This window comes from Rhodococcus sp. KRD162 (genome assembly GCF_017168335.1).
Taxonomy (GTDB): domain Bacteria; phylum Actinomycetota; class Actinomycetes; order Mycobacteriales; family Mycobacteriaceae; genus Rhodococcoides.
In genome coordinates this window covers 108,603-132,431 of record NZ_JABFAU010000003.1, presented here as the reverse complement: position 1 = coordinate 132,431, position 23,829 = coordinate 108,603, and the positions used below count along the sequence as shown (strand labels likewise).

The following is a 23,829-nucleotide window of genomic DNA, read 5'->3' as shown; positions in this document are numbered from 1 at the left end:
GAGCACCCGAAAATCGGGAAACACGGAAAAACAGCCAGAACACATTGATACGAGCCAGGGCACTGTCACCTGGCCATCGATACGCAGGGAACTGCATAAAGTGGGGCTGTTTGTGCCATTTCGATTGCTAAGTCGCGATGGCGACCGAGATCCACTGTACGGGACTCGCCGCACATTGTTCACACTCATTCGGTGTGACCTGCGCGACCCCTCTCGAACACCGACTCACCCGACGAGTTTGCTCAGTTCTTCCAGCCAGGGCATTGCCACATAGATCGTCGGCAGAACCAGAATCACCACGGCGGTCCCGTAGGCAACCGCAGCAATCCGGATATCGCTGCCGGGCCCGCTCAATCGCTGCACCCGAATCAACGTGTGCGGACCGCCTGCCGCCATCGCACCCCTCGGTGCGGTCGACCCCGCGCACGTGACCAATGCTCTGGCCAGTGGAGTGGGTCCGGTGACCTTCACGGCCGAGTCGTCGGCGAGGAGTTCGACGAGCAGTTGCACGCTGCCGAGTGCCGATTTGCTTCGCACGATTCTGGGGAAGGCTTCGTTGACCGCGGTGAATGCCTCGAGAACCAGGTCGTGACGGGCACGCAGGTGCGAACGTTCGTGGCTGAGTATTGCCGTGACCTCTGCCTCGGACAGCTCCGCGAGCGTTCCTCGGCTCAGCACCACTCTCTGGCGCAGGCCAGGGAGGCAGTAGGCGATCGGCTCGGCCGCGTCGAGCACCCGGATGTCTGCATCGCGAAGACCGCGAAAGGCATTCTCGATCGAACTGTTTCGGTCGAGCAGATCGACCAGCATGCGGTGACGGGAACGTCGGCGTCGGGTTCTCACGGCTACCTGGACGACGGAGAACATCAGCTTGGCGCCGATCCCCAGCGTGATCGCCAAGACGGCGACGTAGAAGATCCAGAGGGGAAGACCGAGTGCGTCGATCTCGTCGGTGGGTGCCGTTGTCGGGCGACCGTCTGCACCGGGAACAAGGAGCAGGCCGCCGATCGCGAGGCCGGAACTGAACGCCGACAGCACAGCGGCGAGTGCGATTGCCTGCCACAGCACGAGCGCTGCACGCGGAGACCGGTAAGGCCAGCGGGCGCGAGCGAGCACCGCTGGGATCGGCCCCGCCAAAACAAGCGCGAGCACCGCGAAGGCCAGCGCAGTCGTCGAGTTCATGTCCTCACTTACTACGGCGAGCGTCGATTCGTTGGACGGCCTTCTTCGGCCGAAGGCGATTCTCCGCTCGATTGTGCCACTTCGAGAGCGGCAAGTGCCTCACGCAGTGCGGCGGCTTCGTCTGCCCCCACCTGCCCGACGAAATGGACCAGGGCCGCCGCCCGCCCGCCCGATGCCGGAGCCTGTGACAACGCGTCGACCATGAGGCTGGCGACCAACTCGTCGCGTCCATGCAGCGGAGCGTAGCGGTGCGCTCGATCATCACGCTGCTGAACGACCAACTTCTTCTTCGCCAATCGCTGCAGCACCGTCATCACCGTCGTGTAGGCGAGTTCGCGATGTTTCGCCAGCGCCTCGTGGACCTGCCGAACGGTCTGCGGATCCGAGGATTCCCACAGATGGTCCATCACTGCGCGCTCTAGTTCACCAAGACCAGCCATTTCACCGAGTCTACGGCTAGTCCGACGCACATGCGTACTACTGGCAGTAGTACCCGGAGTTCGGGCGGTGTGTGTTCCGTCATAGCTCCCATCGGCTCGAATAGGCGGGTCGCGACCGCAGAAGGCTCGAGGCGAATATCCTTCACTCGTGATCGTGCCGCCCCGCGGCCCGACTTTCGAGAAGTGAGTGGAGTCATCGCGTGGACTGGTTCGATTCTTTGTCGTTGATCGACGGCCCGGTTCCGGTGATCGTCTCCGTGCTCGGCGCTCTCGGCGGTGTGTGGCTGCTCGTGTCGAGATCGAGAAGCTACACCGCACGGGCATTGCCGATCGCGGTGACGACCGCGATAGTCGTCACCGGAATCGGCTACGTCGTCGTCGAAAAGGTATGGCGACCGTTTCCTGATCCGATCGCTACTTCCATCTACGTATGGATCGGGGTAGGTCTGGCATCGCTGTTCGCGCTGGTCCCCCGTCTGCTCGCGGCACGGAGGGTGCTGGGCAAGCTCGTATCGGTGCTCGCTGCGCTCGCGGTGGTGGCTGCGGCCGCCCTGCACGTGAACCTCGAATTCGACGCGTATCCCACTGTGGGAAATGCACTGGGCGTGGAGTCGGCTGCTCGGATTCCGTTCTCGGATGTGCCGGCCGCTGTCGCGCAGACCGTCACGGGAACACCGCTCGACTCGGTCTGGACCGCACCTGCCGATCTGCCGGCGGCAGGGAAGATCACCTCGGCGGCGATTCCGGGTACCGTGTCCGGTTTCTCCGCCCGAGACGCAGAGATCTATCTGCCGCCCGCCTACTTCGCAGATCCTCGCCCACTGCTGCCGGTTCTGGTGTTGCTCGCTGGTCAGCCGGGTGCGCCCGAGGACTGGCTCAACGGCGGAAGGCTGGCGCTGACCATGGATAATTTCGCACGTGAGCACGCCGGTCTGGCACCGGTGGTGGTCGTTGCCGACGGCACGGGATCGTCGATAGCCAATCCGCTCTGTGTCGATTCGCCCCTCGGCAACGTCGACACCTATCTGTCCCGCGACGTTCCCGACTGGATCGACAGTGCACTGCAAATCGATGAAAATCGTGCGCACTGGGCCATCGGCGGATTGTCCTACGGCGGAACCTGCTCGATTCAGATGGCGACCAATCATCCCGACGTGTACCCCACGTTCCTCGACCTGTCCGGCCAGCGCGAGCCGACCCTCGGCGATCGAAATCGCACTGTGCAGCAGGCTTTCGGCGGAGACGCTGCAGCGTTCACTGCTGTCAACCCGCTCGACCTGCTGAAATCGCGTCGGTACCCGGACTCGGCCGGTATTTTCGTCGTGGGTACCGATGACAAGGACTTCAAACCGGGACAGCAAGAGATGTACGACGCGGCGAAGGCCGCCGGAATGGATGTGCAGTACGTGGAGGTACCGGGCGGCCACAGCTTCGAGGTCTGGGCGGAAGGCTTACGACGTGAACTTCCTTGGCTGGCAACGAGAACAGGGTTGATTTCGTGAGCGCGACCGATCCCGAGCAGTCGACGGCAGCGACGTCTGGCGCCGAGACACACGATTCGGTGGGGCCGACGTGGATGTCGAAGCGGAGGACGTCCCTCGCGGCGCTTGCATCTGCAGTGATGCGGCAGTTGCGGCGCGTCTGGTCACTCGTTCTCTTCGGAGCCGTCGGAGCCCCGGTCGGTTTCGTCTTGCTCGCCGTCGTGTGGGCCACCGGCATCGCCGCTGCCGTCATCGATGACCGCGGCCAGCTGGACAGGTACTTCGCGGTCGGGATCATGCCATTCGAGCGCTGGCACCTGTGGACCCCACTGACCTCGGGATTGGTGGCCCCGAACATCGCCGGGTGTGTCGTGGCGACGATTGCGGTTCTCCTCGCCGCCGCGCCCATCGAACGTCGGATCGGGTCGGCTCGTTTCGCCGTCGCTGCGTTCGTCACTCAGGTGGCCGGTTCGCTGCTCGGTCTCGGTCTGGCGGCCCTGGCCAAGACGTTCGACGCCGACTGGGGCTTCCGGTTGCACGTCGGGACGGCTGTCGGTCCGACGACCTGGATCTTCGGCGTGGTGTTGGTGGCCACTTCGCGCATGGATACGTTGTGGCGCAGGCGGCTTCGCGTCGGAATTCTGGCCCTGCTCGTGACGTTGGCCCTCTTCGGTGGCCACTTGCAGGATGTGATCCGGCTTGCTGCCGCCGTCATCGGTCTGGTGGCGGGCCCGTGGATCGTCGGCCGTTCGGCCCGCGGACCGCGACTGGCGGGCACCCAACGAGAAGGACGCGTCTTGGTTGCGTTGATCGTCGCCGCGAGTGCCCTCGGGCCGGTACTGGCGGCATTGAGCCCCAATGCAGTCGGTCCGTTCGCGGTACTTCGAGATGTGGTGCGTGGAGTTCCGTACACGGCCGCGGAGGTGCGTGAAATCTGTGCCGATGCGACGACCGATCCGGCGGAATGTCGCCGCGGCCTGCTCGATCTGAGGCTGGGGGGAGTGGGCCCCACCATCTTGAGCATCATGCCGTCCCTGTTCTTGCTGGTGGTCAGCGACGGACTGCGCCGGGGGAGACGGTTTGCGTGGGCGATGGCGGTCGTCTCTCAGGTGGTTCTGCTCGGACTCTCGTTGGCCAACTTCGGGATTCGGTTCTTGGAGTCCGGTGACGACGAGTCGATGTTCTACGGACTGGAATCACCGACCGCATATCGCACCATCGCGCCGTTTCTACTGCCCCTGATCGTCTTGGTGGTCCTGATCGTCACCCGTCGATTCTTCGATGTGTCGGCTCCGGCCGGTACTTACAGGCGGTGGGCGGCCTCGGTGGTCGGCGTCGGCGCTGCACTGGCGCTGGTTTACTCGATCGGTGGGTACCTGGCGCGAGGCGGTTTCGCCGATTCACCCTCGTTCGGCGGACTACTGACCGACTTTCCGCAGCGCTTGGTGCCGCCGGTCTATCTGCAGTGGCTCGAGCCCGCCCTGCTGCCGCAGAGCGTCCCCACCACCTTGTTGTTCGAGTGGACCGGAGTGGCTTTCTGGGTGTTGGTCTGCGTGCTCGCCGCAGGCACCTTCCTCACCCCGGTGTACGGAACCGAGACAGATGCCACCGAACGGGCACGAGGGCTGTTGATGGCGAGCAGTGGATCGGCTCTGTCGTGGATGACGACATGGCGCGGAAACAAGTACTGGTTCGGTCCGGACGGGCGAAGTTACGTCGCCTACCGTGTCATCTCCGGCGTTGCGCTCACCACCGGAGATCCGGTCGGTCCGCGAGAGTCGCTGCGAGACAACGTCGTCGATTTTGCGGAGTTCGCATCGAAAAACGGCTGGGTCCCGTGCTTCTACTCCGTCACCCCCGATGTTCGCCGGATCACCGACTCGCTCGGCTGGGGCGGCATTCAGGTCGGCGAGGAGACGGTCCTGGACTTGGAACAAATTGCCTTCACCGGCAAGCGATTCCAGGATGTCCGAACGGCACTCAACCGTGCCAAGAAGGCGGGCGTCGTGGCCGAGTGGATTCGGTTCCCGACAGCTCCTCTCGCTATCACCGATCAGATAACGGCGATCTCCGAGGAGTGGGTTGCCGACAAGGGAATGCCGGAGATGGGCTTCACTCTCGGCGGGCTCGAAGAGGTGGACGACGAGAACGTGCGGTGTCTGATCGCCGTCGACGAGCATCGAACCGTGCACGGTGTGACCTCGTGGATGCCCGTCTACGAGGAGGGTGTGATCGTCGGGTGGACGCTCGACTTCATGCGTCGGCGCTCGGAGGGCTTCCGACCGACCATGGAATTCCTGATCGCCTCGGCCGCCCTGCTTCTCGAGCAGGAGGGTGCCCGGTTCCTCAGTCTCTCGGGCGCGCCCTTGGCCAAAGTCGACGAGAAGCAGCCCGAGCATGTGTCCAGTGCCGAGCAGTCGACGTTGTCCGGTCTACTCGACCGCTTGCTCGACGTGCTCGGACGCACTCTGGAACCGGTCTACGGGTTCCGTTCGCTGCTGGCGTTCAAATCCAAGTTCCAGCCTCGATACGAATCGATGCACATGACCTTCGCGGACCCGGCCGCATTACCCAGTATCGGAAACGCGATCGGTAGGGCCTACCTGCCCGATGTCTCCATCGGCCAGGGGTTCAAACTTGTCCGCACCATGATCGAGAGGTGAAGGATCGGGTCACACAGCCCGAGAATCCGGTGCCGCGCCATGCTTTTCGGACTTCACCGGACCGCCCACCGATCCGTAGACGTGCCGGGTACCGATCGGGACGACGAGGGGACGATCCGACATCGGATCCTCGATCACGGCGGCTTCGAGGCCGAAGACGTCGAGCAGCAGTTCCTGGGAAATGACGTCCTGAGGGCGACCGGACGTGACGATGCGTCCGTCCTTCATGACGATCAACTGGTCGCTGTACCGCAGTGCGAGGTTGAGATCGTGCAGCACCATGACGATCGTGCGGCCCAGTTCGGCATGCAGTCGATCGACGAGATCGAGCACTTCCACGGAATGGGCCAGGTCGAGGTAGGTGGTCGGCTCGTCCAGAAGCAGGATATCGGTGCCCTGCGCCAACGCCATCGAGATCCACGCGCGTTGCCTTTGGCCACCGGAGAGCTCGTCGACGGGGCGGTCGGCGAGGTCACCCACGCCGGTGAGTTCGAGTGCGTTTGCCACCTCCGACTCGTCGTCCGAGCTCCACTGTCGGATCCACGACTGATGCGGATGACGACCACGAGAGACCAGGTCCGCGACGGTCAATCCCTCCGGAGCCGTCGGTGCCTGCGGCAGCATGCCGAGGGTTTTGGCAACCTCTTTCGTCTTCATCGACGAAATCGCACGGCCGTCGAGCAGCACGCCTCCGGCTTTCGGCTTGAGCAAGCGTCCGAGAGAACGCAGCAGGGTGGACTTCCCGCAGCCGTTCGGGCCGATGACGGTGGTGATCAACCCGGTGTGAATCGCCAGATCGAGGTTTTCGACGATCGTTCGATCGCCGTACCCGAGGGTGAGATCGTCTGCGACCAAGCGAGAGGCATGGCTGATTGTCATACGGAGGCCTTTCGATTACTGCGCACGAGAAGGTACAGAAGGAACGGTCCACCGAGCGCCGAGGTGACGATGCCCACCGGTAGCTCCACCGGCAGAATCGTGCGAGCGATCAGATCGCTCGACACCACCAACACACCGCCGATCAGCGCCGACCCGATGATCGGCGGACCGGGTGTTCGCAGGATTCGAAGTGCGATCTGTGGCGCTGCGAGCGCAACGAATCCGATGGGACCTGCAGCGGCGGTGGCGATGGCGGCGAGGCCGACGGCAGCCAAGAGCATCATTGCCTGGCTGTGTTGGAGGCGTACGCCGAGTGATCGTGCGTTGTCGTCACCCAGGCGTAGCGCGCCCAGCGTGAACGTCGCGACGACGGTGCCGCCGCCGACGAGAACGACGGCGATCGCGACTGGCCAGACCGTGGACCAGTTGGCGCCGTTGAGTGAGCCGTTGAGCCAGACCTGCGCCCGCGAGACATCGTTGATGTCGGCACTGACCAGCAACCAGCCGATCACTGCGGTGAGCATGGCGTTGACAGCGATGCCCACCAGAATGAGGCGGAACCCGTCCACGCCTTTGCGCCACGCCAAGGTGTAGATCGCGATCGCGGTGAGGACGCCGCCGATCAGCGCCGCAATGGGAAGCCCCACGGTGGCGAGCATTCCGCCGATGCCGCCGCCGAGTACGATCAACGCGACAGCTGCTGCACTGGAACCGGCGGTGATGCCCAGGATGTCAGGGCTGGCCAGCGAGTTGCGCGAGATCGACTGTGTGATCGCACCGGAGATGCCGAGCGCCGCACCCACGAGCAGACCGGTCAGCGATCGCGGGAGGCGTAGGTCCATCACGATGAACCGCTCGATCCTCGAGCCGCCGCCGAGAAGTACGTCGAGCACCTGCGCGATAGAGAGCGGAAAATCGCCGCGGCCGATGTTCACGCACATGATGAGAACCAGTGCGGCGGCCAACAACACGGTGGTGACGACCATGAGTGGACGCCGGACGAGGGACACGCGGCCCACGCGCACTGCCGGCCGTGCGGGGACGGCACCGGGTCTCGATGTCGACGGTGTGGGGGATCCGAGGCCGGCGGTCACAGGCTCGCCAGCTTTCTCCGGCGTACGAGCGCAATGAAGAACGGCGCACCGACGAGGGCGAGAACAATGCCGACCTGCAACTCGCCAGGGCGCACGACGACGCGGCCGATGACGTCGGCGACCATCAGCATCACACCACCCATGAGGCCTGCATAGGGGACGAGCCAGCGGTAGTCGGGCCCGGTCACCGCGCGGGCGATATGCGGAACGACGAGGCCGACGAAGGCAATGGGCCCGCACGCGGCGGTCGCGGCACCGGTCAGCAGCGTGATCGCGAGAATGCCGACGGTGCGGGTGAGTGCGATATTGGTCCCGAGCGAGCGGGCGACGTCCTCGCCCAGGCTCATGACGTTCAATCCGGGGGTACTCGCGAGCGCGATGAGGACCCCGATCACCAGGAAGGGAAGTACCTGCCACAGCACGTCGAGTCCACGACCAGCGACGGATCCGACCACCCAGAAGCGGTAGCCGTCGAGGCTCGTCTGATCGAGGAGCACGACAGCGTTGGTCATCGCCGACAGGAAGAATGCGACGCCCGCGCCCGCCAACGCCAGATTGATCGGGCTGGATCTGCCTGAGCCGATCGACGACAGGCCGAACACGACGATGCTCGCTGCCGCCGAACCGGCGAACGCGAACCACAGGTATTGGCTCGGTGAGGTGAATCGGAACAGGTAGATAGCCATCACGACGAAGAACGCTGCTCCGGAGTTGAGCCCGAGCAAACTGGCGTCGGCCAGCGGGTTTCGAGTGTGTCCCTGGATCAGGGCACCTGCGATGCCCAGTGCGATACCGACGACGAGCGCGAGGACCGTACGAGGTACACGCAAGGTGCGGACGATGATGTCGGTGTCGGTGCCCGTCGAGTCGATGAGGGCGTGGGCGATCTCGGCGAAGGTCATCGGTCGCGCGCCGATGGCGACGCTGGCGAGGACGCCGGCCACGAGTGCGACGACCAACACGGCCAGGCCGAGCAACCTTCGCCGTCGAATGGCTGCGACCGAGCCGTCTTGGGGGATCGGCTCGAATCCCTCAGCGGCAGCCCGCTTTACCCGAACTACCTCGGCTGATGCAGTGCCGATCCCGACATGACGGCACAGGGCGCGGCGCGCGCCGACGGGTCCACGGGTGTGACTGTCTCGCAGTGTCAGCCCGAGCCAGCGTCGACCGGTGCTCTGCCCCTCGTTGCCGTCGCGGTATCCCCGATTCCAGACGAACAGTGCCGACGAGACGAGCACGGCAATCGTTCCGAACACGAATCGGTCTGCCTGGCCGCCGCCGTTGTCGTCACCGAGAGCGTCGACGATCGACCAACCGATGAAGAGCGGAATCAGAACGATCAGGGCGTCGATGGCCGCAGCGGCCATACGCGAACTCCGCTGCGGCGGCGCAACGGGAACGTTCTCGACCCCGCACCGTTCTCCGTCGGGTCGGCGTGCGTCGTGGCGGCCGAGTAGCGGACGTGTGGTCACTGTGGTGGTGACTCCTCGCTGTATCGAAGGGCGGGTCTTAGGTTACGGAACCCTTTCCTCGGATGTGCGGCGAGGTAAGGGTAGCGGTACCTGAGTGACTGATACTCTGGTTAGGCTAACCTACTATCGACGGACAGCACGACTGGTTCGCCCGGTCTCTGAAAGAAGGAGCGTTCAGGTGTCAGCGGTAACTTCGAGATCCACAGGTTGGCCGGATGTGTATCGATTCTCGGGCCGAGTCGGCGGAACGGCAGTGCTCGACGACTCGTGCGCCATGCTGAGAGCGCTCAATCCCGAATACCCGCGGATGTACGCCGTGGCCGCCATGGCCAACGAGAGCAAACGGCGTTGGTGGCAGTTGGGTTCCGGACCGACATCGGGACGCTTCGAGCAGATGTACCGCCGGTCGCTCGAGGATCTCCGTGTGCCGGAGGCTGCAGCAGTTCAGGTGGCGACTGCCCTGATTCACGCCGTCGTCGGGCGAGTTACCGCGCTGCTCGCCGTGCAAGCCCGTGCCTGGGATCCGGGTGTCGAGAATCTGTGGATACATATGGACAGCGACGGCGGAATCGACTGGGCCGGCGTCGCATCGCCGATTCTGAGAGTGTTACCGCAGGATCCCGCCTCGGGTGCGTCAGGTTCCGTCACCCTGCCATGTGAAGAGGCGCTGCTGGTATGGACGGCGCACCGGTGCATCACGTCCTTGGAGCTGGTGTTGACGGCGATGTCGGAGCACGCTCCGCTCGATGATCGACTGTTCTGGGCGCTGGTCGGCGATGCGATTCTCGGTGCCTCCACGTATGTACCGATCCTTGCGGGTGCGAACGCGTCCGACAGCGCTCGTCGGGGTCAGTTGTTGCTCGACGCCATGGTTGCTGTCGGGTTGCCGGTGCGGTCGCGTGTCGGGTCGGACCGGCAGCGGCTGCGAGTTTCTCGAGCACCATTCCTTGGCAGTAAGGCATGCCTATGCTAAGTTTCTGACAACCGGACCGAGCCGGAGTCCTGAGGGCTGCAGTGACTCCCGGTCCTTGCCGCGGTGGGCCTGTCGTTCGTCTCGAACGACAGGCCCACCGATTTTCTCGGGTCGACAGTCGTGTATTCCTGGTGATGAGTCGACGACGGTCGACGAGAATCCTCGACACACGCGACCCGGAAGCGGAGCACATGACCGATTCGAGCGGAACCACCGAAGCGACTTCCTTCGAGACCCTCACCCCGGAGCAACTGACCGAACTCTGCGGCCGTGGCTTCGATGGTGTGGTCGGACTGACGTACAAGGAAGTGACCGCAGACGTCGTTCGCGCCGAGTGGGACGTGACCCCGCAACTGCATCAACCGGCCGGAATCATGCACGGCGGCGTGCTGTGTGCAGTGGTGGAATCGGTGGCCAGCATCGCCGGATCGGCCTGGTTCGGATCTCGTGGTCACGTCGTCGGAGTCAACAACAGCACCGATTTTCTCCGCGCCACGCGCTCGGGAACCCTGACCGCACTGGGACATCCGATTCACCGTGGACGCACGCAGCAGCTGTGGCAGGTCGATATCACCGACGACAGCGGACGCCTGGTTGCCCAGGGGAAGGTCCGGCTGGCAAATATCGAAAACACCGCTCATCTGGGACAGTGATGCCTATGACCGGACACAGCGACAGCGCCGAATCTGCTTTCGGATCCAGGGGCACGGCGCTGACCCCCGACGCACTCGATCGACTCGAGTCGCTCTTCGCTCCGATCGACGAAGATCTCGCGCGGCACTACCCGGGTGACCGGATCGGCGGTCAGCCCTCGCACACCGTCTACGTCTCGGCCTCGGAGGCATCATCGGATGTGCCGGCCGAATGGGGCGCTGCCGCGACGGCGATTCTGGATGCACACCCCGAAGCATTCGCCGAACTCGACACCTCGAACGTTCTTCCGCTGGTGCGTGAGCGACTGATCAGTGCTCCCGTCCAGGACCTTCGGTTCGATTTCGAGGACGGCTACGGGTGGCGTTCGGACGCAGTAGAGGACCGCCACGCGATCGCAGCGGGAGAAGCGCTGTCGGCGTTGGCGCGGGACTCCGCCGGCCCGACCTGGCTCGGCATTCGCGCCAAGGGGTTGGCAGCACACGAGCGTCGACGCGGTATTCGAACGCTCGAGCTCGTTCTGGACGGTGCAGGGGGAGTGCCCGACGGTTTCGTCTTCACCGTCCCCAAGCTGCGCGCCGCCTCGCAGGTGGCCGCGGTGGTCGCCCTGTGCGAGGAACTCGAGCGGGCCCACGGCCTCGCCGACCATGCACTGCGATTCGAGTTGCAGATCGAAAGCCCCCAAGCCGTGATCGGGGCCGACGGGACGACGACGCTCGCGCGGGCGATCACCGAAGCCGACGGCCGCTGCACGTCCCTGCATTACGGAACCTACGACTACAGCGCTGCATGCGGGATCACCTCGGCGCAGCAGTCGCTGGCTCATCCCGTGGCGGACCACGCCAAGAACGTCATGCTGGTCGCCGCTGCGCAGACCGGAGTATGGGTGTGCGACGGCTCTACCCAGGTGGTGCCGACCGGCGACGCCGAGCAGGTGGCGGCTTCTGCGCGGCGGCATGCAGATCTGGTGACGAGGTCGCTCGAACGCGGCTTCTATCAGGGCTGGGACATGCACCCCGGACACCTGGTGACGCGATGGTTGGCCACCTTCGGATTCTTCCGCCGCGCGATGCCCGTCGCGGCGGCTCGGCTGGGTAGCTACCTCGAGCGGCAGGGCGGTGCGGTGATGGACGAGCCCGCCACGGCTCAGGCGCTGGCAGGTGTTCTGGTTCGAGGACTGGACTCGGGCGCATTCGGCATCGCTGAGCTGCAAGAGGTGGCCTCCGCTGTCGATCGAACTGTTCTGCGCGGATTGCTCGATCGATCGGTCACGGTGCCTCTCGGATGAGGCGCGGCGGCGCGCTCCGCTGCCACGCTGTCGTCGCCGTGTCAGAATTGCCGAGCACCATCACCGATCGGGACGGAGTCCTCCAATGCGGTTGTCTCCCCACGAGCAGGATCGACTGCTCGTCAGCTATGCCGCCGAACTCGCGCGGCGTCGCCAGGCTCGCGGCCTCCGGCTCAATCATCCCGAGGCGATCGCCGTCATCACCGACCACCTCCTCGAGGGAGCCCGCGACGGGAGATCTGTTGCTGACCTGATGGCCTCCGGTCGCGAGGTCTTGAGCGCCGATGACGTCCTCGACGGCGTTGCCGAGCTACTTCCCGAGGTGATGGTCGAAGCGACTTTTCCCGACGGCACCAAGCTGATCACCGTGCACGAGCCGATTTCACCGAAGCGGGATGACGGCCACCTGATTCCGGGGGAGATCATCACCGTCGCAGGCGATATCGAGATCAACGAGGGTTCGGAATCGATCAGCGTCACCGTCGTGAACGCCGGGGACAGGCCGGTCCAGGTGGGATCTCACGTGCATTTTCCGCAGTCCAACGATGCCCTGCAATTCGATCGCGAGCGCGCGCACGGCCATCGCCTCGATATTCCGGCGGGAACGGCCGTGCGATTCGAGCCCGGCATAGAACAGGTGGTTCGGCTCGTGCCTCTCGGCGGCACGCGCGAGGTCCACGGATTGAGCATGACGCCTCCCGGAAAGTTGGACAGCTGATGGCACGGATGAGTCGCAGTCGATACGCCCAGTTGTTCGGACCCACTACCGGTGATCGAATTCGCCTGGCAGACACCGATCTTCTGATCGAGGTCACCGAGGACCGTAGTGGTGGACCGGGAAACGCAGGCGAAGAAGCGGTGTTCGGCGGCGGCAAGGTGATTCGTGAATCGATGGGGCAATCGCGGGCGTCCCGAGCGGACGGTGCTCCGGACACGGTGATCACCGGGGTCGTCGTCGTCGACTACTGGGGGATCATCAAGGCCGATATCGGAATTCGCGACGGCCGAATCGTTGCGCTGGGCAAGGCAGGCAACCCGGACACCATGACCGGCGTGCACCCGGATCTGGTCATCGGCCCGTCGACCGAGATCATCGCGGGCAACGGGAAGATCGTCACCGCTGGTGGCATCGACTGTCACGTCCACTTGATCTGTCCGCAGATCAAGGAGGAAGCGCTCGGTGGCGGCATCACCACCGTGATCGCAGGCGGCACCGGCCCCGCCGAAGGCAGTAAGGCCACCACCGTCACCCCGGGTGCATGGCACCTGTCCAGGATGCTCGAGTCTCTCGACGACTGGCCGATGAACATCGTGCTGCTCGGAAAGGGCAACACGGTCAATCCCGCAGCAATGTGGGAGCAACTGCGAGCGGGCGCATCGGGTTTCAAGCTGCACGAGGACTGGGGTTCCACCCCTGCCGCCATCGATGCGTGTCTGCGAGTGTGCGAGGACGCCGGGGTGCAAGCCGCGTTGCATTCGGACACCCTGAACGAGGCCGGATTCGTCGAGACCACCCTCGGTGCCATCAAGGGCCGCGGAATTCACGCCTATCACACCGAGGGGGCAGGCGGCGGGCACGCACCCGACATCATCACCGTCGCGGCCCAGGGGCACGTGCTGCCCAGTTCGACCAACCCGACGCGTCCGCACACCGTCAACACTCTGGACGAGCATCTCGACATGCTCATGGTGTGCCATCACCTCAGTCCTTCGATCCCGGAGGATCTGGCCTTCGCCGAGAGTCGCATCCGGCCGTCGACGATCGCAGCCGAGGATCTCTTGCACGATATGGGCGCGATCTCGATGATCGGCAGCGATTCGCAGGCAATGGGGCGTATCGGCGAGGTCGTACTGCGCACCTGGCAGACGGCGCACGTGATGAAGGCTCGTCGTGGCTTCCTGGCCGGAGACGATGGCGCAGACAACAACCGCGTCATGCGCTACGTCGCCAAGTACACGATCTGCCCCGCGGTTGCTCACGGTTTGGATGACGAGATCGGCTCGATCGAGCCGGGCAAGCTTGCCGATCTGGTGTTGTGGGACCCGGCCTTCTTCGGCGTCCGACCCCACATGGTCATCAAGGGAGGCATGATCGCGTGGGCAGCGATGGGCGATGCCAACGCCTCCATTCCGACTCCGCAACCGGAACTTCCGCGCCCGATGTTCGGCGCCTCACCCAAAGCGGCGGCAGCGACATCGCTGCACTTCGTGGCCCCTCAGGCCATCGAGGACGGGCTTGCGGGGCGTTTGAACTGCGATCGACGGTTGGTTCCGGTCAAGAACGTGCGCGGAATCAGGAAGGCCGATATGGCCCTCAACGACGCTCTGCCCAGCATAGAAGTGGATCCGGATACGTTCACCGTGCGCATCGACGGCGACGTGTGGAAAGAGCAGCCGGCGACCGAATTGCCGATGGCGCAGCGATACTTTCTCTTCTGATGGCGGCTGTTCCACTTCCGGCCGCGGACACCTCGTCTGCCCGTCTCCAGGTGACAACGGTTCTCTCACTTGCCGATTCACGTCTTCCTACCGGCGGGCACGTGCATTCCGGCGGGGTGGAGGAAGCGATCGCTTCGGGTTTCGTTCGCGATATCGCGACCCTCGAGTCGTTCCTGCGACGCCGTATTCGGACCTCCGGAGCCATGACGGCGTCGGTGGCAGCAGCGCTCGTCGGCGGTTCGCTCTGCGCGGCCGAGGCCAACGCCGAATGCGACGCACGAACTCCGTCCCCGGCTGCCAGAGCCGCCTCCCGTTCGCAGGGCCGCGGGCTGCTCCGTCTGGCCAAATCGACGTGGCCTGGGCATGATTGGACGTCGATCGGCCGGAAGCCGCACTTGGCTGTCGCTGCCGGGCACGTCGGGCTGGCCGCTGGCCTGTCGGTCGAAGACATCGCGGCCGTTCAGGTCTACATCACCATGACGGGCTCGGCGATCGCGGCGCAACGTCTGTTGGCGCTCGACCCGGCCGAGGTCGCTGCATGCACCATCCGCTTGGGTGGTCTCTGCGATGACGTCACCGCCGCCGTGTGTCGCTCTCTGCCCGAGTTGATGGAATTGTCGGACCCGCTGCTGGACATGTTCGCCGAAGCCCACTCCGTTCGTGAGCGTCCGCTGTTCGTATCCTGAAATACCGATCCTCTGTTCTGTGATCGACTGTTCTCGACCGACTAGGAGATGTCATGCCCCCGCACCTGATCGACGGTGAGCCCCACGACCACGGGCTGGATCGGCCCAAGCGCGCGCGGGTGCCAGGCGAGGCGCTGCGGGTGGGAATCGGCGGGCCCGTTGGTTCCGGTAAGACCGCTCTGGTGGCAGCACTGTGTCGCCAGTTGCGAGACGAGCTGTCGCTGGCGGTTCTCACCAACGACATCTACACCACCGAGGATGCGGACTTCCTGCGGCGACACGCTGTGCTGCCGGACGAGCGCATCACTGCGGTGCAGACCGGCGGATGTCCGCACACCGCGATTCGCGACGACATCACAGCCAACTTGGATGCCATCGACGACCTGATCGAGAACAACCCACCGTTGGATCTGATTCTCGTCGAGTCGGGCGGAGACAACCTCACCGCCACGTTCTCGTCCGGTCTGATCGATGTGCAGATATTCGTCGTCGATGTCGCAGGCGGAGACAAAGTTCCGCGCAAGGGTGGCCCCGGCGTCACGTTCTCCGATCTGCTCGTCGTCAACAAGACGGACCTGGCACCGTATGTGGGTGCCGATCTCGGCGTCATGGAACGCGATGCTGCACAGGTGCGTGAGGACCGGCCGACTGCGCTGATCTCGCTCACCGACGATCCGACGGCGAGTACGGTTCTCGCGTGGGTGCGCAAGCAGCTCGCGCTCGTTGCCGACGCCGACGCGCATACCCATACGCACTGAGCGTCGATGCACACCGAGCTCTGCATCGATGCGAGCCGCGATCGCAGCCCACGCATCACCTCGGTGGGCGGGCTCGCCGGCCGACAGACGGGACCAGACACCGTCCACCTGATCGGCACCGCCGCAACTCCACTGGGCGGTGACACCATCGTGGTCAGAATTTCCGTGGCCGCAGGAGCGCGTCTGGAGGTGCGCAGCGTGGCGGCATCGTTGGCGATGCCCGGCGCGCTGAATCGTCATTCGTCGGCGCAATGGTATTTCGAGGTCGGGGAAGGCGCGTCGCTGGTCTTCGACCCCGAGCCGATGGTCGTCGTTTCCGACGCCTCGCATTCGGTGGTCAATACAGTGGTAGTGCACGAGGATTCGGCACTGTGGTTGCGTGAGAGGACCCAGATCGGACGGTTCGAGGAGGCGTCGGGAAGCTGGAGCAGTTCGATGCGATGTGACGTGGGAGGCAGCCCGTTACTGCGCCATCGAGTGGAACTGGGTGAGGGATCGGTTGCTCACGACATGTTGTCGGCACCGCTGTCGATGTCGAGCACGTTGCAGTATCCCGATAGTCGGCCGTCCGCGGTGGATCTATCCGACGGGTCGATGCGATTGGCCCTGCCCGGAGGCGGGTCGCTGAGTACATCGGTGGGACGTCGTCTGGTGCCCGCCGGATCAGGTGGGTGAGAACGCCAGTCGACTCGCTGCGCTTCGTCGTGCGCCTTTTGCGTACCTATGAGTACGCAAAAGGCGCACGACGAGAGTGGGCAGCCTGTCAGCCTGCAGCTTTCTCGCGTTCCTGAGCTTCCTCGACCTTGTCCTCGTCGATCGCGTTCGCGCGTTCGAGAGAGTTGAGTTGCTCGATGGCCAGGCGAGCGAACACCTGCTGCTCGGTCGACGCCATCTGAGCTCGGCCTCTACCGAGGAACGTCACGAACCACGAGATGACGGTCGTGATTCGGCTGCGGTAGCCCACGAGGTAATACAGGTGCAGTGCCAGCCACATGAGCCATGCGATGAAGCCGCCGAACTCGAGCTTGCCGACCTTGGCGACCGCGTTGAACCGAGACACCGTTGCCATCGAGCCCTTGTCGAAGTACTTGAACGGGGCCCGCTGGGTGGGATCGTCCTCGCCTTTGACCGACGCCTTGATCAGCTTGGCTGCATACGTGGCTCCCTGGATCGCTCCCTGCGCCATGCCGGGTACGTCCTTGACCGCCATGAGGTCGCCGATCACGAACACGTTCGGGTGGCCCTTGACCGTCAGGTCCGGTTCGACCAGCACACGACCGGCGCGGTCGGTTTCCGAGCCGGACTGATCAGCGAGCTGCTTGCCCAGGGGGCTGCCCTGGACACCCGCGGACCACACCTTGCACTGCGCCTCGATGCGACGAGTCGTGCCGTCCTTCTCCTTGACGGTCAGGCCGTCGTTGTCGACGTCGGTGACCATCGCGTTGAGCTGGATCTCGACACCGAGCTTCTCGAGCCGCTCGGCGGCCTTGCGTCCGAGCTTCTCGCCCATGGGCGGGAGCACGGCAGGTGCAGCGTCGAGCAGAATGACGCGGGCGTCGCGCGGGTCGATGTTGCGGAAGGCCCCGTCGAGGGTGCGGTCGGCGAGCTCGGCGATCTGGCCCGCGAGCTCGACCCCGGTCGGGCCCGCGCCGACGACGACGAACGTCATCAGACGGTCCTTCTCCTCCTGATCGTCGGACAGCTCTGCCTGTTCGAAAGCACCGAGGATGCGTCCGCGCAGTTCGAGTGCGTCGTCGATGGTCTTCATTCCCGGCGCGAACTCGGCGAAGTGATCGTTGCCGAAGTAGGACTGCTGTGCGCCGGCCGCGACGATCAAGCTGTCGAAGGGGGTGACGGTGACGCGTTCGAGCAGTTTGGAGGTGACCGTCTTCGAGTCGAGATCGATGTTCAACACGTCGCCCAACAGAACCTCGGCGTTCTTCTGCTTACGCAGGATGACGCGCGTGGTCGGAGCGATTTCGCCGACGGACAGGATGCCGGTCGCGACCTGGTACAGGAGGGGCTGGAAGAGATGATGTGTCGTCTTGGCGACGAGGGTGATGTCGACGTCGGCTCTCTTGAGTGCCTTGACGCCGAAAAGTCCTCCGAACCCGGAACCGATGACGACGACACGGTGACGCTTCGATTCGAGCGGTTGGATGCTCATTACCTGCTCCCTAACGATTGCTGTGTGGGGACAACGGTAGTCGCCATCCACTGTGGCGTCTCGGCAAGGTGTCTGTACCGGTCCAGACGGAAGTTCGCAGTGAAACCCTACCGCCCGCCTACGGCCCGCTTCGCCAGTTCCACGGTTGCAGCACGCAGTTCGGCAGCCGAGTCGATCGGTGTCGCATAACCGACTCTTGTGTAGGCGACACCGCGGGGTGTGAGCACCTTCAGATCCAGTCCGTACCGATCGGCCGCCTCGCACTCGGCGGAGGTCGCGTCCGGGTAGCCGCCCAGCTCGCGGGCCATCGCAGCCAGAGACGCCGAGTGATCTGCGTTGAGATGGTCGATTGCGTACGCGGAGGTCGGCGACACCGGATCCGGTTCGGCCACGGCATACGCCTCGGCGGTTGCAGAATCCATGCGACCGTAACCGCCGACCCATCGGACTCGCTGCACGCGCATGACCCACACGGTGAAATCGCTGTACTCGAGGTAGTACCGCGCAGCCGGTACCCCCGCCAGATGCGCCTCCCGCGCCGCTGACAACTCGTCTCCTTGGGGTCGCTCGACCACACCCGCCAATGTGATGCGGCCCGACGCCAGCGGGTCGGTCTGCGATCGCGGTGCCACGATCGACAGACTCGCCCGCTGGTCACCGTCGAGATTGCGGCCGTGCTCGGCCATCCGCGAGACACAGAGAACCGGAGCGCCTTCGAGCAAGCCATAGGTGACGAACGAGGCCCAGGGATCGCCGTCCGCCGTCAGACTGCCAAGTGTCGCCATGTTGGTGGACGCAGCGATCGTGCGCGCCTCCTCGGCAGCGGAGGGACGCCGATCGTCGACCACCGGAGACAGGGGAGGAGGAATGGACGGTGCGTCACCGGGATCGCCGTGATCGAGTGCCATGTGCACGAGCTTACGACGGTTATCTACACGAGAGCTCGGGCATGAACGAGCGCATCGCCGACGAACACGACACCGAGCACGATGAAGACGACGCGCACCGTCGGCGGGCCGTAGCGGGTGAGCGCCCGGACGGTCGCGGTGAACGCCCGCCTGGCGCGTCGGCCCTTCCTGGACGCCAGAATCAGCACGAGGATGGGCGGTAGCAACCCGATCAGGCAGTAGGCGACGACAATGGCGGGCCACCACGTCGGACGGGGATCGTACGTCGAGAGCATCGTCAGCCCAGCGAGATACGGTACGGCCGTGGGACCTTGCACCAGACCGATCGTCAGCCCGGTGAGGGCGAGGACGGGAATACTCGAGCCGACTCGAGCTGCCCACTCGGGTGGGCGGCGTTCGGTGGTCCGGACGCCGCCGAGAGTGATCAGGACAAGACCGACCACGAGTTCTGTCCGATACCGAACCGTGGGTGTGATGGTGAAGTCGAACAGCTCGGTGAACAAGTCGATGCCGAGAACGGTCAAGATGCCGAATGTGGTCGTCGCCGTGAACACTCCGCCGACGAAGGCCAGCCCGGAGGGAAACGGAGACCGGCGGGCGGTTCTCGAGTGCACCGCGAGGGCAGCAGTCACGCCGATCAGCAACACGTCGAGAGAATCGAGTAGCGCGAAGCCGACTAGGGCAAGCAACAAGGTGACCATGGAGAGTTCAGCGTATCGGTGCGCTGAAGGCGACCCTCTCGGTGACGACGGCCGCGGCAGTCCGGCCAGGAGCGGTCTGATTGTCCCAGTACATGTTGGTGTGCGCGATGACCTGCGCAGGTGGCGGCGCACCCCACTCGGTCATGTCCTCCGCGGTATGGGCATCGCTCACCAGCGTCACGTCGTATCCGCGGACCAGGGCTCCGTGCAGCGTGGACCTGATGCAGAAGTCCGTGTGTGCGCCGGCGATGACGACGTGGCCCACACCGAACGCAGCGAGGTCGGCTTCGAGACCGGTGCCCTCGAAGGCATCGCCGTGCTTCTTGTGAACAATCGGATCGCTCGGCGCCACGGGCAATTCGTCGAGGAGCTGCCAACCGTCGGTTCCGAAGAACAGCTCCTTGTCCGATGAATGCTGCACCCAGATCACCGGCGTCTTGGTGTCCCGTGCCCTGGACACCAAGACCAGGATGTTGTCGATGACGCGCTGTCTGTCGTGGACGCTTGCCATCACGTCGTTCTGCACGTCGACGACCACCAGTGCGGTTGCAGTCCGGTGCGGCAGGATGGTCACGGCATCGTCCTTCCCGTCATGTTCGTAGGTTGTCAGCTCCCGACGTACGCGGCCAGGTGTTGTCCTGTCAGCGTGGAACCGTCTGCGACCAGGTCGGACGGTTTTCCTTCGAACACCACGAGGCCGCCGTCGTGCCCGGCGCCTGGACCGAGATCGATTATCCAGTCGGCGTGGGCCATGACGGCTTGATGATGCTCGATCACGATCACCGACTTGCCCGAGTCGACCAGCCGGTCGAGCAGAGCGAGCAGCTTGTCCACATCGGCGAGATGCAGTCCGGTGGTGGGTTCGTCGAGCACGTAGATCCCGCCTTTGTCGGCCATGTGTGTGGCCAGTTTGAGGCGTTGCCGTTCTCCACCGGACAGTGTGGTCAATGGCTGTCCGATCTTCAGGTAGCCGAGTCCCACATCGTTCAAACGCTGCAGAATCTTGTGTGCCGGTAGCAGTTTCGCTGGGCCGCCGGAGAAGAACTCCTCGGCGTCGGCGACCGACATGGACAAGACCTCGTCGATGTTGCGACCGCCGAAGTGGTACTCGAGTACCGAGGCTTGGAATCGCTTGCCCTCGCACTCTTCGCACACCGTGGCGACTCCGGCCATCATCGCGAGATCGCTGTAGATGACGCCGGCGCCGTTGCACGTCGGGCATGCACCCTCCGAATTGGAGCTGAACAGCGCGGGTTTGACGCCGTTCTCCTTGGCGAAAGCCTTGCGAATCGGATCGAGCAACCCGGTGTACGTCGCTGGGTTGCTTCGCCTCGACCCCCGTATCGCCCCCTGATCGACCGAGACCACATCGTCTGTTGCCGAGAGCGATCCGTGAATGAGTGAGCTCTTGCCGGAGCCTGCGACGCCGGTGACCACAACCAACACACCGAGCGGAACGTCGACGTCGACGTCGCGCAGGTTGTGGGAGTCCGCGCCGCGAATTTCGAGTACCTCGGAGAATTCGCGCACCGATTCTTTCAATGCCGCCCGATCGTCGAAATGGCGGCCGGTGACGGTATCGCTGCGCCGCAACCCGTCGACGGTGCCCTCGAAACAGACATGCCCGCCGGAACTTCCGGCACCGGGGCCGAGATCGACGACGTGGTCTGCAATGGAAATCGTCTCCGGCTTGTGTTCGACCACCAGAACCGTGTTGCCCTTGTCTCGCAACTGCAGCAGCAGGTTGTTCATTCGCTCGATGTCGTGCGGGTGCAGGCCGGTGGTCGGCTCGTCGAACACATAGGTCACATCCGTCAACGACGACCCGAGATGACGAATCATCTTGATGCGCTGAGCTTCTCCACCGGACAAGGTTCCCGAGGGACGATCCAGGCTCAAGTAGCCGAGTCCGATCTCCACGAACGAGTCGAGAGTTTCGCCGAGTGTGGTCAGCAGCGGTGCAACCGACGGTTCCTTCACGCCGCCCACCCAATCCGCCAGATCGGTGATTTGCATCGAACATGCGTCGGCGATGTTGACGCCCTTGATCTTCGACGACCGAGCCCCCTCGTTGAGCCTGGTTCCGTCGCAGTCCGGGCAGGTGGTGAAGGTGATCGCGCGATCGACGAAAGCTCGAATGTGAGGCTGCATGGCGTCGACGTCCTTGGACAGGAACGACTTCTGAATCTGAGGCACCAGCCCCGAATAGGTCAGATTGATGCCTTCGACCTTGATCTTCGTCGGCTCGCGGTACAGCAGATCGTCGAGTTCCTTCTTGGTGTACTTCGAGATCGGCTTGTCGGGATCGAAATATCCACAGCCACGAAATATTCGGCCGTACCAGCCTTCCATGCTGTAACCGGGAATCGTGATCGCGCTCTCGTTGAGCGACTTACTCGCGTCGTACAGGGCGGTCAGATCGAAATCGCTGACCGAGCCTCGTCCCTCGCAGCGCGGACACATGCCGCCGGTCACGGAGAAGGACTTCTTCTCCGTGGTCTGACGGCCGCCCTTGTCCACCTTGTATGCCCCGGCACCCGACACCGACGCCACGTTGAACGAAAATGCCTGTGCTGAACCGATATACGGCTTTCCGACACGGCTGAACAGAATGCGGAGCATGGCATTGGCGTCGGTGGCAGTGCCGACTGTGGAATGGGGATTGGCTCCCATGCGCTGCTGATCGACGATGATGGCCGTGGTGAGTCCGTCCATGACGTCGACGTCGGGGCGAGCCAGAGTCGGCATGAAGCCCTGGACGAAGGCACTGTAGGTCTCGTTGATCATCCGTTGCGACTCGGCGGCGATGGTACTGAAGACCAACGAGCTCTTGCCCGAGCCGGACACGCCGGTGAAGACGGTCAGTCGCCGCTTGGGCAAGTCGACGCTGATGTCCTGAAGGTTGTTCTGCCGTGCACCCTGCACACGAATCAGATCGTGACTGTCGGCGGCGTGCAGAGCCGAGTCCTGCGTGACCTTCTTCGTAGCCATGCTCGCGGTGTCTCCCTGATCGTTCGCGGCAATCGAGATTCACATCGTCGATTGCACCGAGTTGTGTATGCGCTCACGCTAGTCGTATCGATACGCGAGCGCTTATCGATTCCTGATCGATTCCGGTCGCGCACAGCGCCTCATGGAGTCGCTCGAGATCGGCGGCGGAGGATTCCAGGAGTGGTCGGCGGACGGTGGCGTCCGAGAGAACGCCGATCCCGACCAACGCCGCCTTCGCCATGATGGCGCCCTGCGTCGTGCGCATGACAGAGGCGGTCAACGGCAACAGCGACCGCTGTACCGCGTTCGCCCTCGCCAGATCTCCGGCGCGGACGGCAGCGATCAGCTCGGCGTTCCGGTCGGACACGAGATTGCCGGTGACGCTGATCAATCCTGTTGCCCCGCAGGTGAGATAGGGCAATGCAAGCTCGTCGATTCCGCAGTAGTAGGCGAGGTCCGACGACGCCATGACAGTCATCGCCTCGTACAGGTCGCCCTTCGCGTCCTTGACGGCCATGATCGATGGATGCTGTGACAGCTCGATCAACGTCGACCCCTCGATGGCGACGCCGGTGCGCACCGGAACGTCGTACACCATGACCGGTAGCCCGCCGGCATCGGCGATGTCGAGAATGTGCGCTGTGATGCCGGCCTGAGTTGGACGGGAGTAATAGGGGGCGGTGATGAGCAGGGCGTCGGCACCGGCGGCCGCAGCGGAGCGTGCCATGTCGATTCCCGCCGAGGTGTCATTGGTTCCAACTCCTGCGATCACCCTCAACGCGTGGTTCGAGCGATCTCGGACCTGCGCCAGTAGTTCCGAGATCTCGTGGGTGGTCAGGGTCGGCGCTTCGCCGGTGGTGCCGGCAACGACCACGCCATCGCACCCGGTCGCCAGCAGGTGGTCGACAAGTGCATCGACGCCTGCTCGACTCACCCTCCCGTCCCGGTGCATGGGGGTCACCATGGCGACGAGGTTGGTACCGAAGATCGACGAGGCCGAATGAATGCTGGTCACAAAGGGAGAGTGTGAACCGTGAAATCAATCCGGTCCAGCAA

The 23,829-nt window shown here is 64.2% G+C and carries 21 protein-coding genes; 10 read left to right on the top strand and 11 right to left on the bottom strand.

Features of this window, described 5'->3' with window-relative positions:
• Positions 1-225 precede the first annotated feature (225 nt).
• Together J1M87_RS03095 and J1M87_RS03090 are read right to left on the bottom strand one after the other, a co-directional pair.
• The gene (locus J1M87_RS03095) at positions 226-1,182 is read right to left on the bottom strand and encodes a M56 family metallopeptidase (RefSeq protein ID WP_206487707.1); all 957 of its coding nucleotides are present in this window, start codon (positions 1,180-1,182) and stop codon (positions 226-228) included.
• 11 nt (positions 1,183-1,193) lie between these two features.
• Complete coding sequence (locus J1M87_RS03090; RefSeq protein ID WP_206487705.1) at positions 1,194-1,622, bottom strand: BlaI/MecI/CopY family transcriptional regulator; 429 nt, start codon at positions 1,620-1,622, stop codon at positions 1,194-1,196.
• Positions 1,623-1,822: 200 nt separating this feature from the next.
• Between J1M87_RS03090 and J1M87_RS03085 the strand changes: the two genes are divergently transcribed.
• Together J1M87_RS03085 and J1M87_RS03080 are read left to right on the top strand one after the other, a co-directional pair.
• Positions 1,823-3,124, top strand: a complete 1,302-nt coding sequence (locus J1M87_RS03085; protein ID WP_206487703.1) for an esterase family protein — start codon at positions 1,823-1,825, stop codon at positions 3,122-3,124.
• Between the two features lie 119 nt (positions 3,125-3,243).
• Complete coding sequence (locus J1M87_RS03080; protein WP_241256367.1) at positions 3,244-5,766, top strand: bifunctional lysylphosphatidylglycerol flippase/synthetase MprF; 2,523 nt, start codon at positions 3,244-3,246, stop codon at positions 5,764-5,766.
• Between the two features lie 9 nt (positions 5,767-5,775).
• Here J1M87_RS03080 and J1M87_RS03075 read toward each other — a convergent pair whose 3' ends face one another.
• Genes J1M87_RS03075 through J1M87_RS03065 form a run of 3 tightly spaced genes read right to left on the bottom strand, consistent with a single transcriptional unit; the run spans position 5,776 to position 9,211 of the window.
• Entirely contained in the window at positions 5,776-6,645 is an 870-nt protein-coding gene (locus J1M87_RS03075) for an ABC transporter ATP-binding protein (RefSeq protein WP_206487699.1), read from the bottom strand.
• A complete protein-coding gene (locus J1M87_RS03070) occupies positions 6,642-7,739 on the bottom strand; it encodes a FecCD family ABC transporter permease (RefSeq protein WP_374222345.1) in 1,098 nt (365 codons plus the stop codon). Before J1M87_RS03070 ends, J1M87_RS03075 begins: the two co-directional genes overlap by 4 nt.
• Positions 7,736-9,211, bottom strand: coding sequence for an iron chelate uptake ABC transporter family permease subunit (locus J1M87_RS03065; protein ID WP_307830719.1), 1,476 nt, complete (start codon positions 9,209-9,211; stop codon positions 7,736-7,738). The genes J1M87_RS03070 and J1M87_RS03065 overlap by 4 nt, the downstream gene beginning before the upstream one ends.
• Before the next feature lie 274 nt (positions 9,212-9,485).
• Here J1M87_RS03065 and J1M87_RS03060 point away from each other — a divergent pair, with 274 nt between their 5' ends.
• From J1M87_RS03060 to J1M87_RS03025, 8 genes are all read left to right on the top strand, one after another.
• On the top strand, positions 9,486-10,184 hold the full coding sequence (locus J1M87_RS03060; protein WP_241256366.1) for a hypothetical protein: 699 nt from the start codon (positions 9,486-9,488) through the stop codon (positions 10,182-10,184).
• 191 nt (positions 10,185-10,375) lie between these two features.
• The gene (locus tag J1M87_RS03055) at positions 10,376-10,837 is read left to right on the top strand and encodes a PaaI family thioesterase (protein ID WP_206487695.1); all 462 of its coding nucleotides are present in this window, start codon (positions 10,376-10,378) and stop codon (positions 10,835-10,837) included.
• Positions 10,838-10,842: 5 nt separating this feature from the next.
• Positions 10,843-12,123, top strand: coding sequence for an aldolase/citrate lyase family protein (locus tag J1M87_RS03050; RefSeq protein WP_206487693.1), 1,281 nt, complete (start codon positions 10,843-10,845; stop codon positions 12,121-12,123).
• Between the two features lie 85 nt (positions 12,124-12,208).
• Entirely contained in the window at positions 12,209-12,841 is a 633-nt protein-coding gene (locus J1M87_RS03045; protein ID WP_206487691.1) for an urease subunit gamma, read from the top strand.
• Positions 12,841-14,562: an urease subunit alpha gene (locus tag J1M87_RS03040; protein WP_206487689.1), complete on the top strand. Its 1,722-nt coding sequence runs from the start codon at positions 12,841-12,843 to the stop codon at positions 14,560-14,562. Before J1M87_RS03045 ends, J1M87_RS03040 begins: the two co-directional genes overlap by 1 nt.
• Positions 14,562-15,248, top strand: a complete 687-nt coding sequence (locus tag J1M87_RS03035; protein ID WP_206487688.1) for an urease accessory protein UreF — start codon at positions 14,562-14,564, stop codon at positions 15,246-15,248. Before J1M87_RS03040 ends, J1M87_RS03035 begins: the two co-directional genes overlap by 1 nt.
• Before the next feature lie 53 nt (positions 15,249-15,301).
• Complete coding sequence (gene ureG / locus J1M87_RS03030) at positions 15,302-16,006, top strand: urease accessory protein UreG (RefSeq protein ID WP_206487686.1); 705 nt, start codon at positions 15,302-15,304, stop codon at positions 16,004-16,006.
• A gap of 6 nt (positions 16,007-16,012) precedes the next feature.
• The gene (locus J1M87_RS03025; RefSeq protein ID WP_206487684.1) at positions 16,013-16,681 is read left to right on the top strand and encodes an urease accessory protein UreD; all 669 of its coding nucleotides are present in this window, start codon (positions 16,013-16,015) and stop codon (positions 16,679-16,681) included.
• A gap of 88 nt (positions 16,682-16,769) precedes the next feature.
• Here the strand turns inward: J1M87_RS03025 and J1M87_RS03020 are convergent, their stop codons facing one another.
• The 6 genes from J1M87_RS03020 to dapA all read right to left on the bottom strand — a co-directional run bounded on the left by J1M87_RS03020 (position 16,770) and on the right by dapA (position 23,788).
• Positions 16,770-18,173: an NAD(P)/FAD-dependent oxidoreductase gene (locus tag J1M87_RS03020; protein ID WP_206487682.1), complete on the bottom strand. Its 1,404-nt coding sequence runs from the start codon at positions 18,171-18,173 to the stop codon at positions 16,770-16,772.
• Positions 18,174-18,280: 107 nt separating this feature from the next.
• Positions 18,281-19,081, bottom strand: a complete 801-nt coding sequence (locus tag J1M87_RS03015; protein ID WP_206487680.1) for a HugZ family protein — start codon at positions 19,079-19,081, stop codon at positions 18,281-18,283.
• A 23-nt stretch (positions 19,082-19,104) separates the two neighbouring features.
• Entirely contained in the window at positions 19,105-19,782 is a 678-nt protein-coding gene (locus J1M87_RS03010; RefSeq protein ID WP_206487678.1) for a GAP family protein, read from the bottom strand.
• Positions 19,783-19,789: 7 nt separating this feature from the next.
• Positions 19,790-20,356: an isochorismatase family protein gene (locus J1M87_RS03005; protein ID WP_206487676.1), complete on the bottom strand. Its 567-nt coding sequence runs from the start codon at positions 20,354-20,356 to the stop codon at positions 19,790-19,792.
• A gap of 32 nt (positions 20,357-20,388) precedes the next feature.
• Complete coding sequence (locus tag J1M87_RS03000; RefSeq protein WP_206487674.1) at positions 20,389-22,773, bottom strand: excinuclease ABC subunit UvrA; 2,385 nt, start codon at positions 22,771-22,773, stop codon at positions 20,389-20,391.
• Positions 22,774-22,846: 73 nt separating this feature from the next.
• Positions 22,847-23,788, bottom strand: coding sequence for a 4-hydroxy-tetrahydrodipicolinate synthase (gene dapA, locus J1M87_RS02995; RefSeq protein WP_307830718.1), 942 nt, complete (start codon positions 23,786-23,788; stop codon positions 22,847-22,849).
• Positions 23,789-23,829: the final 41 nt, after the last annotated feature.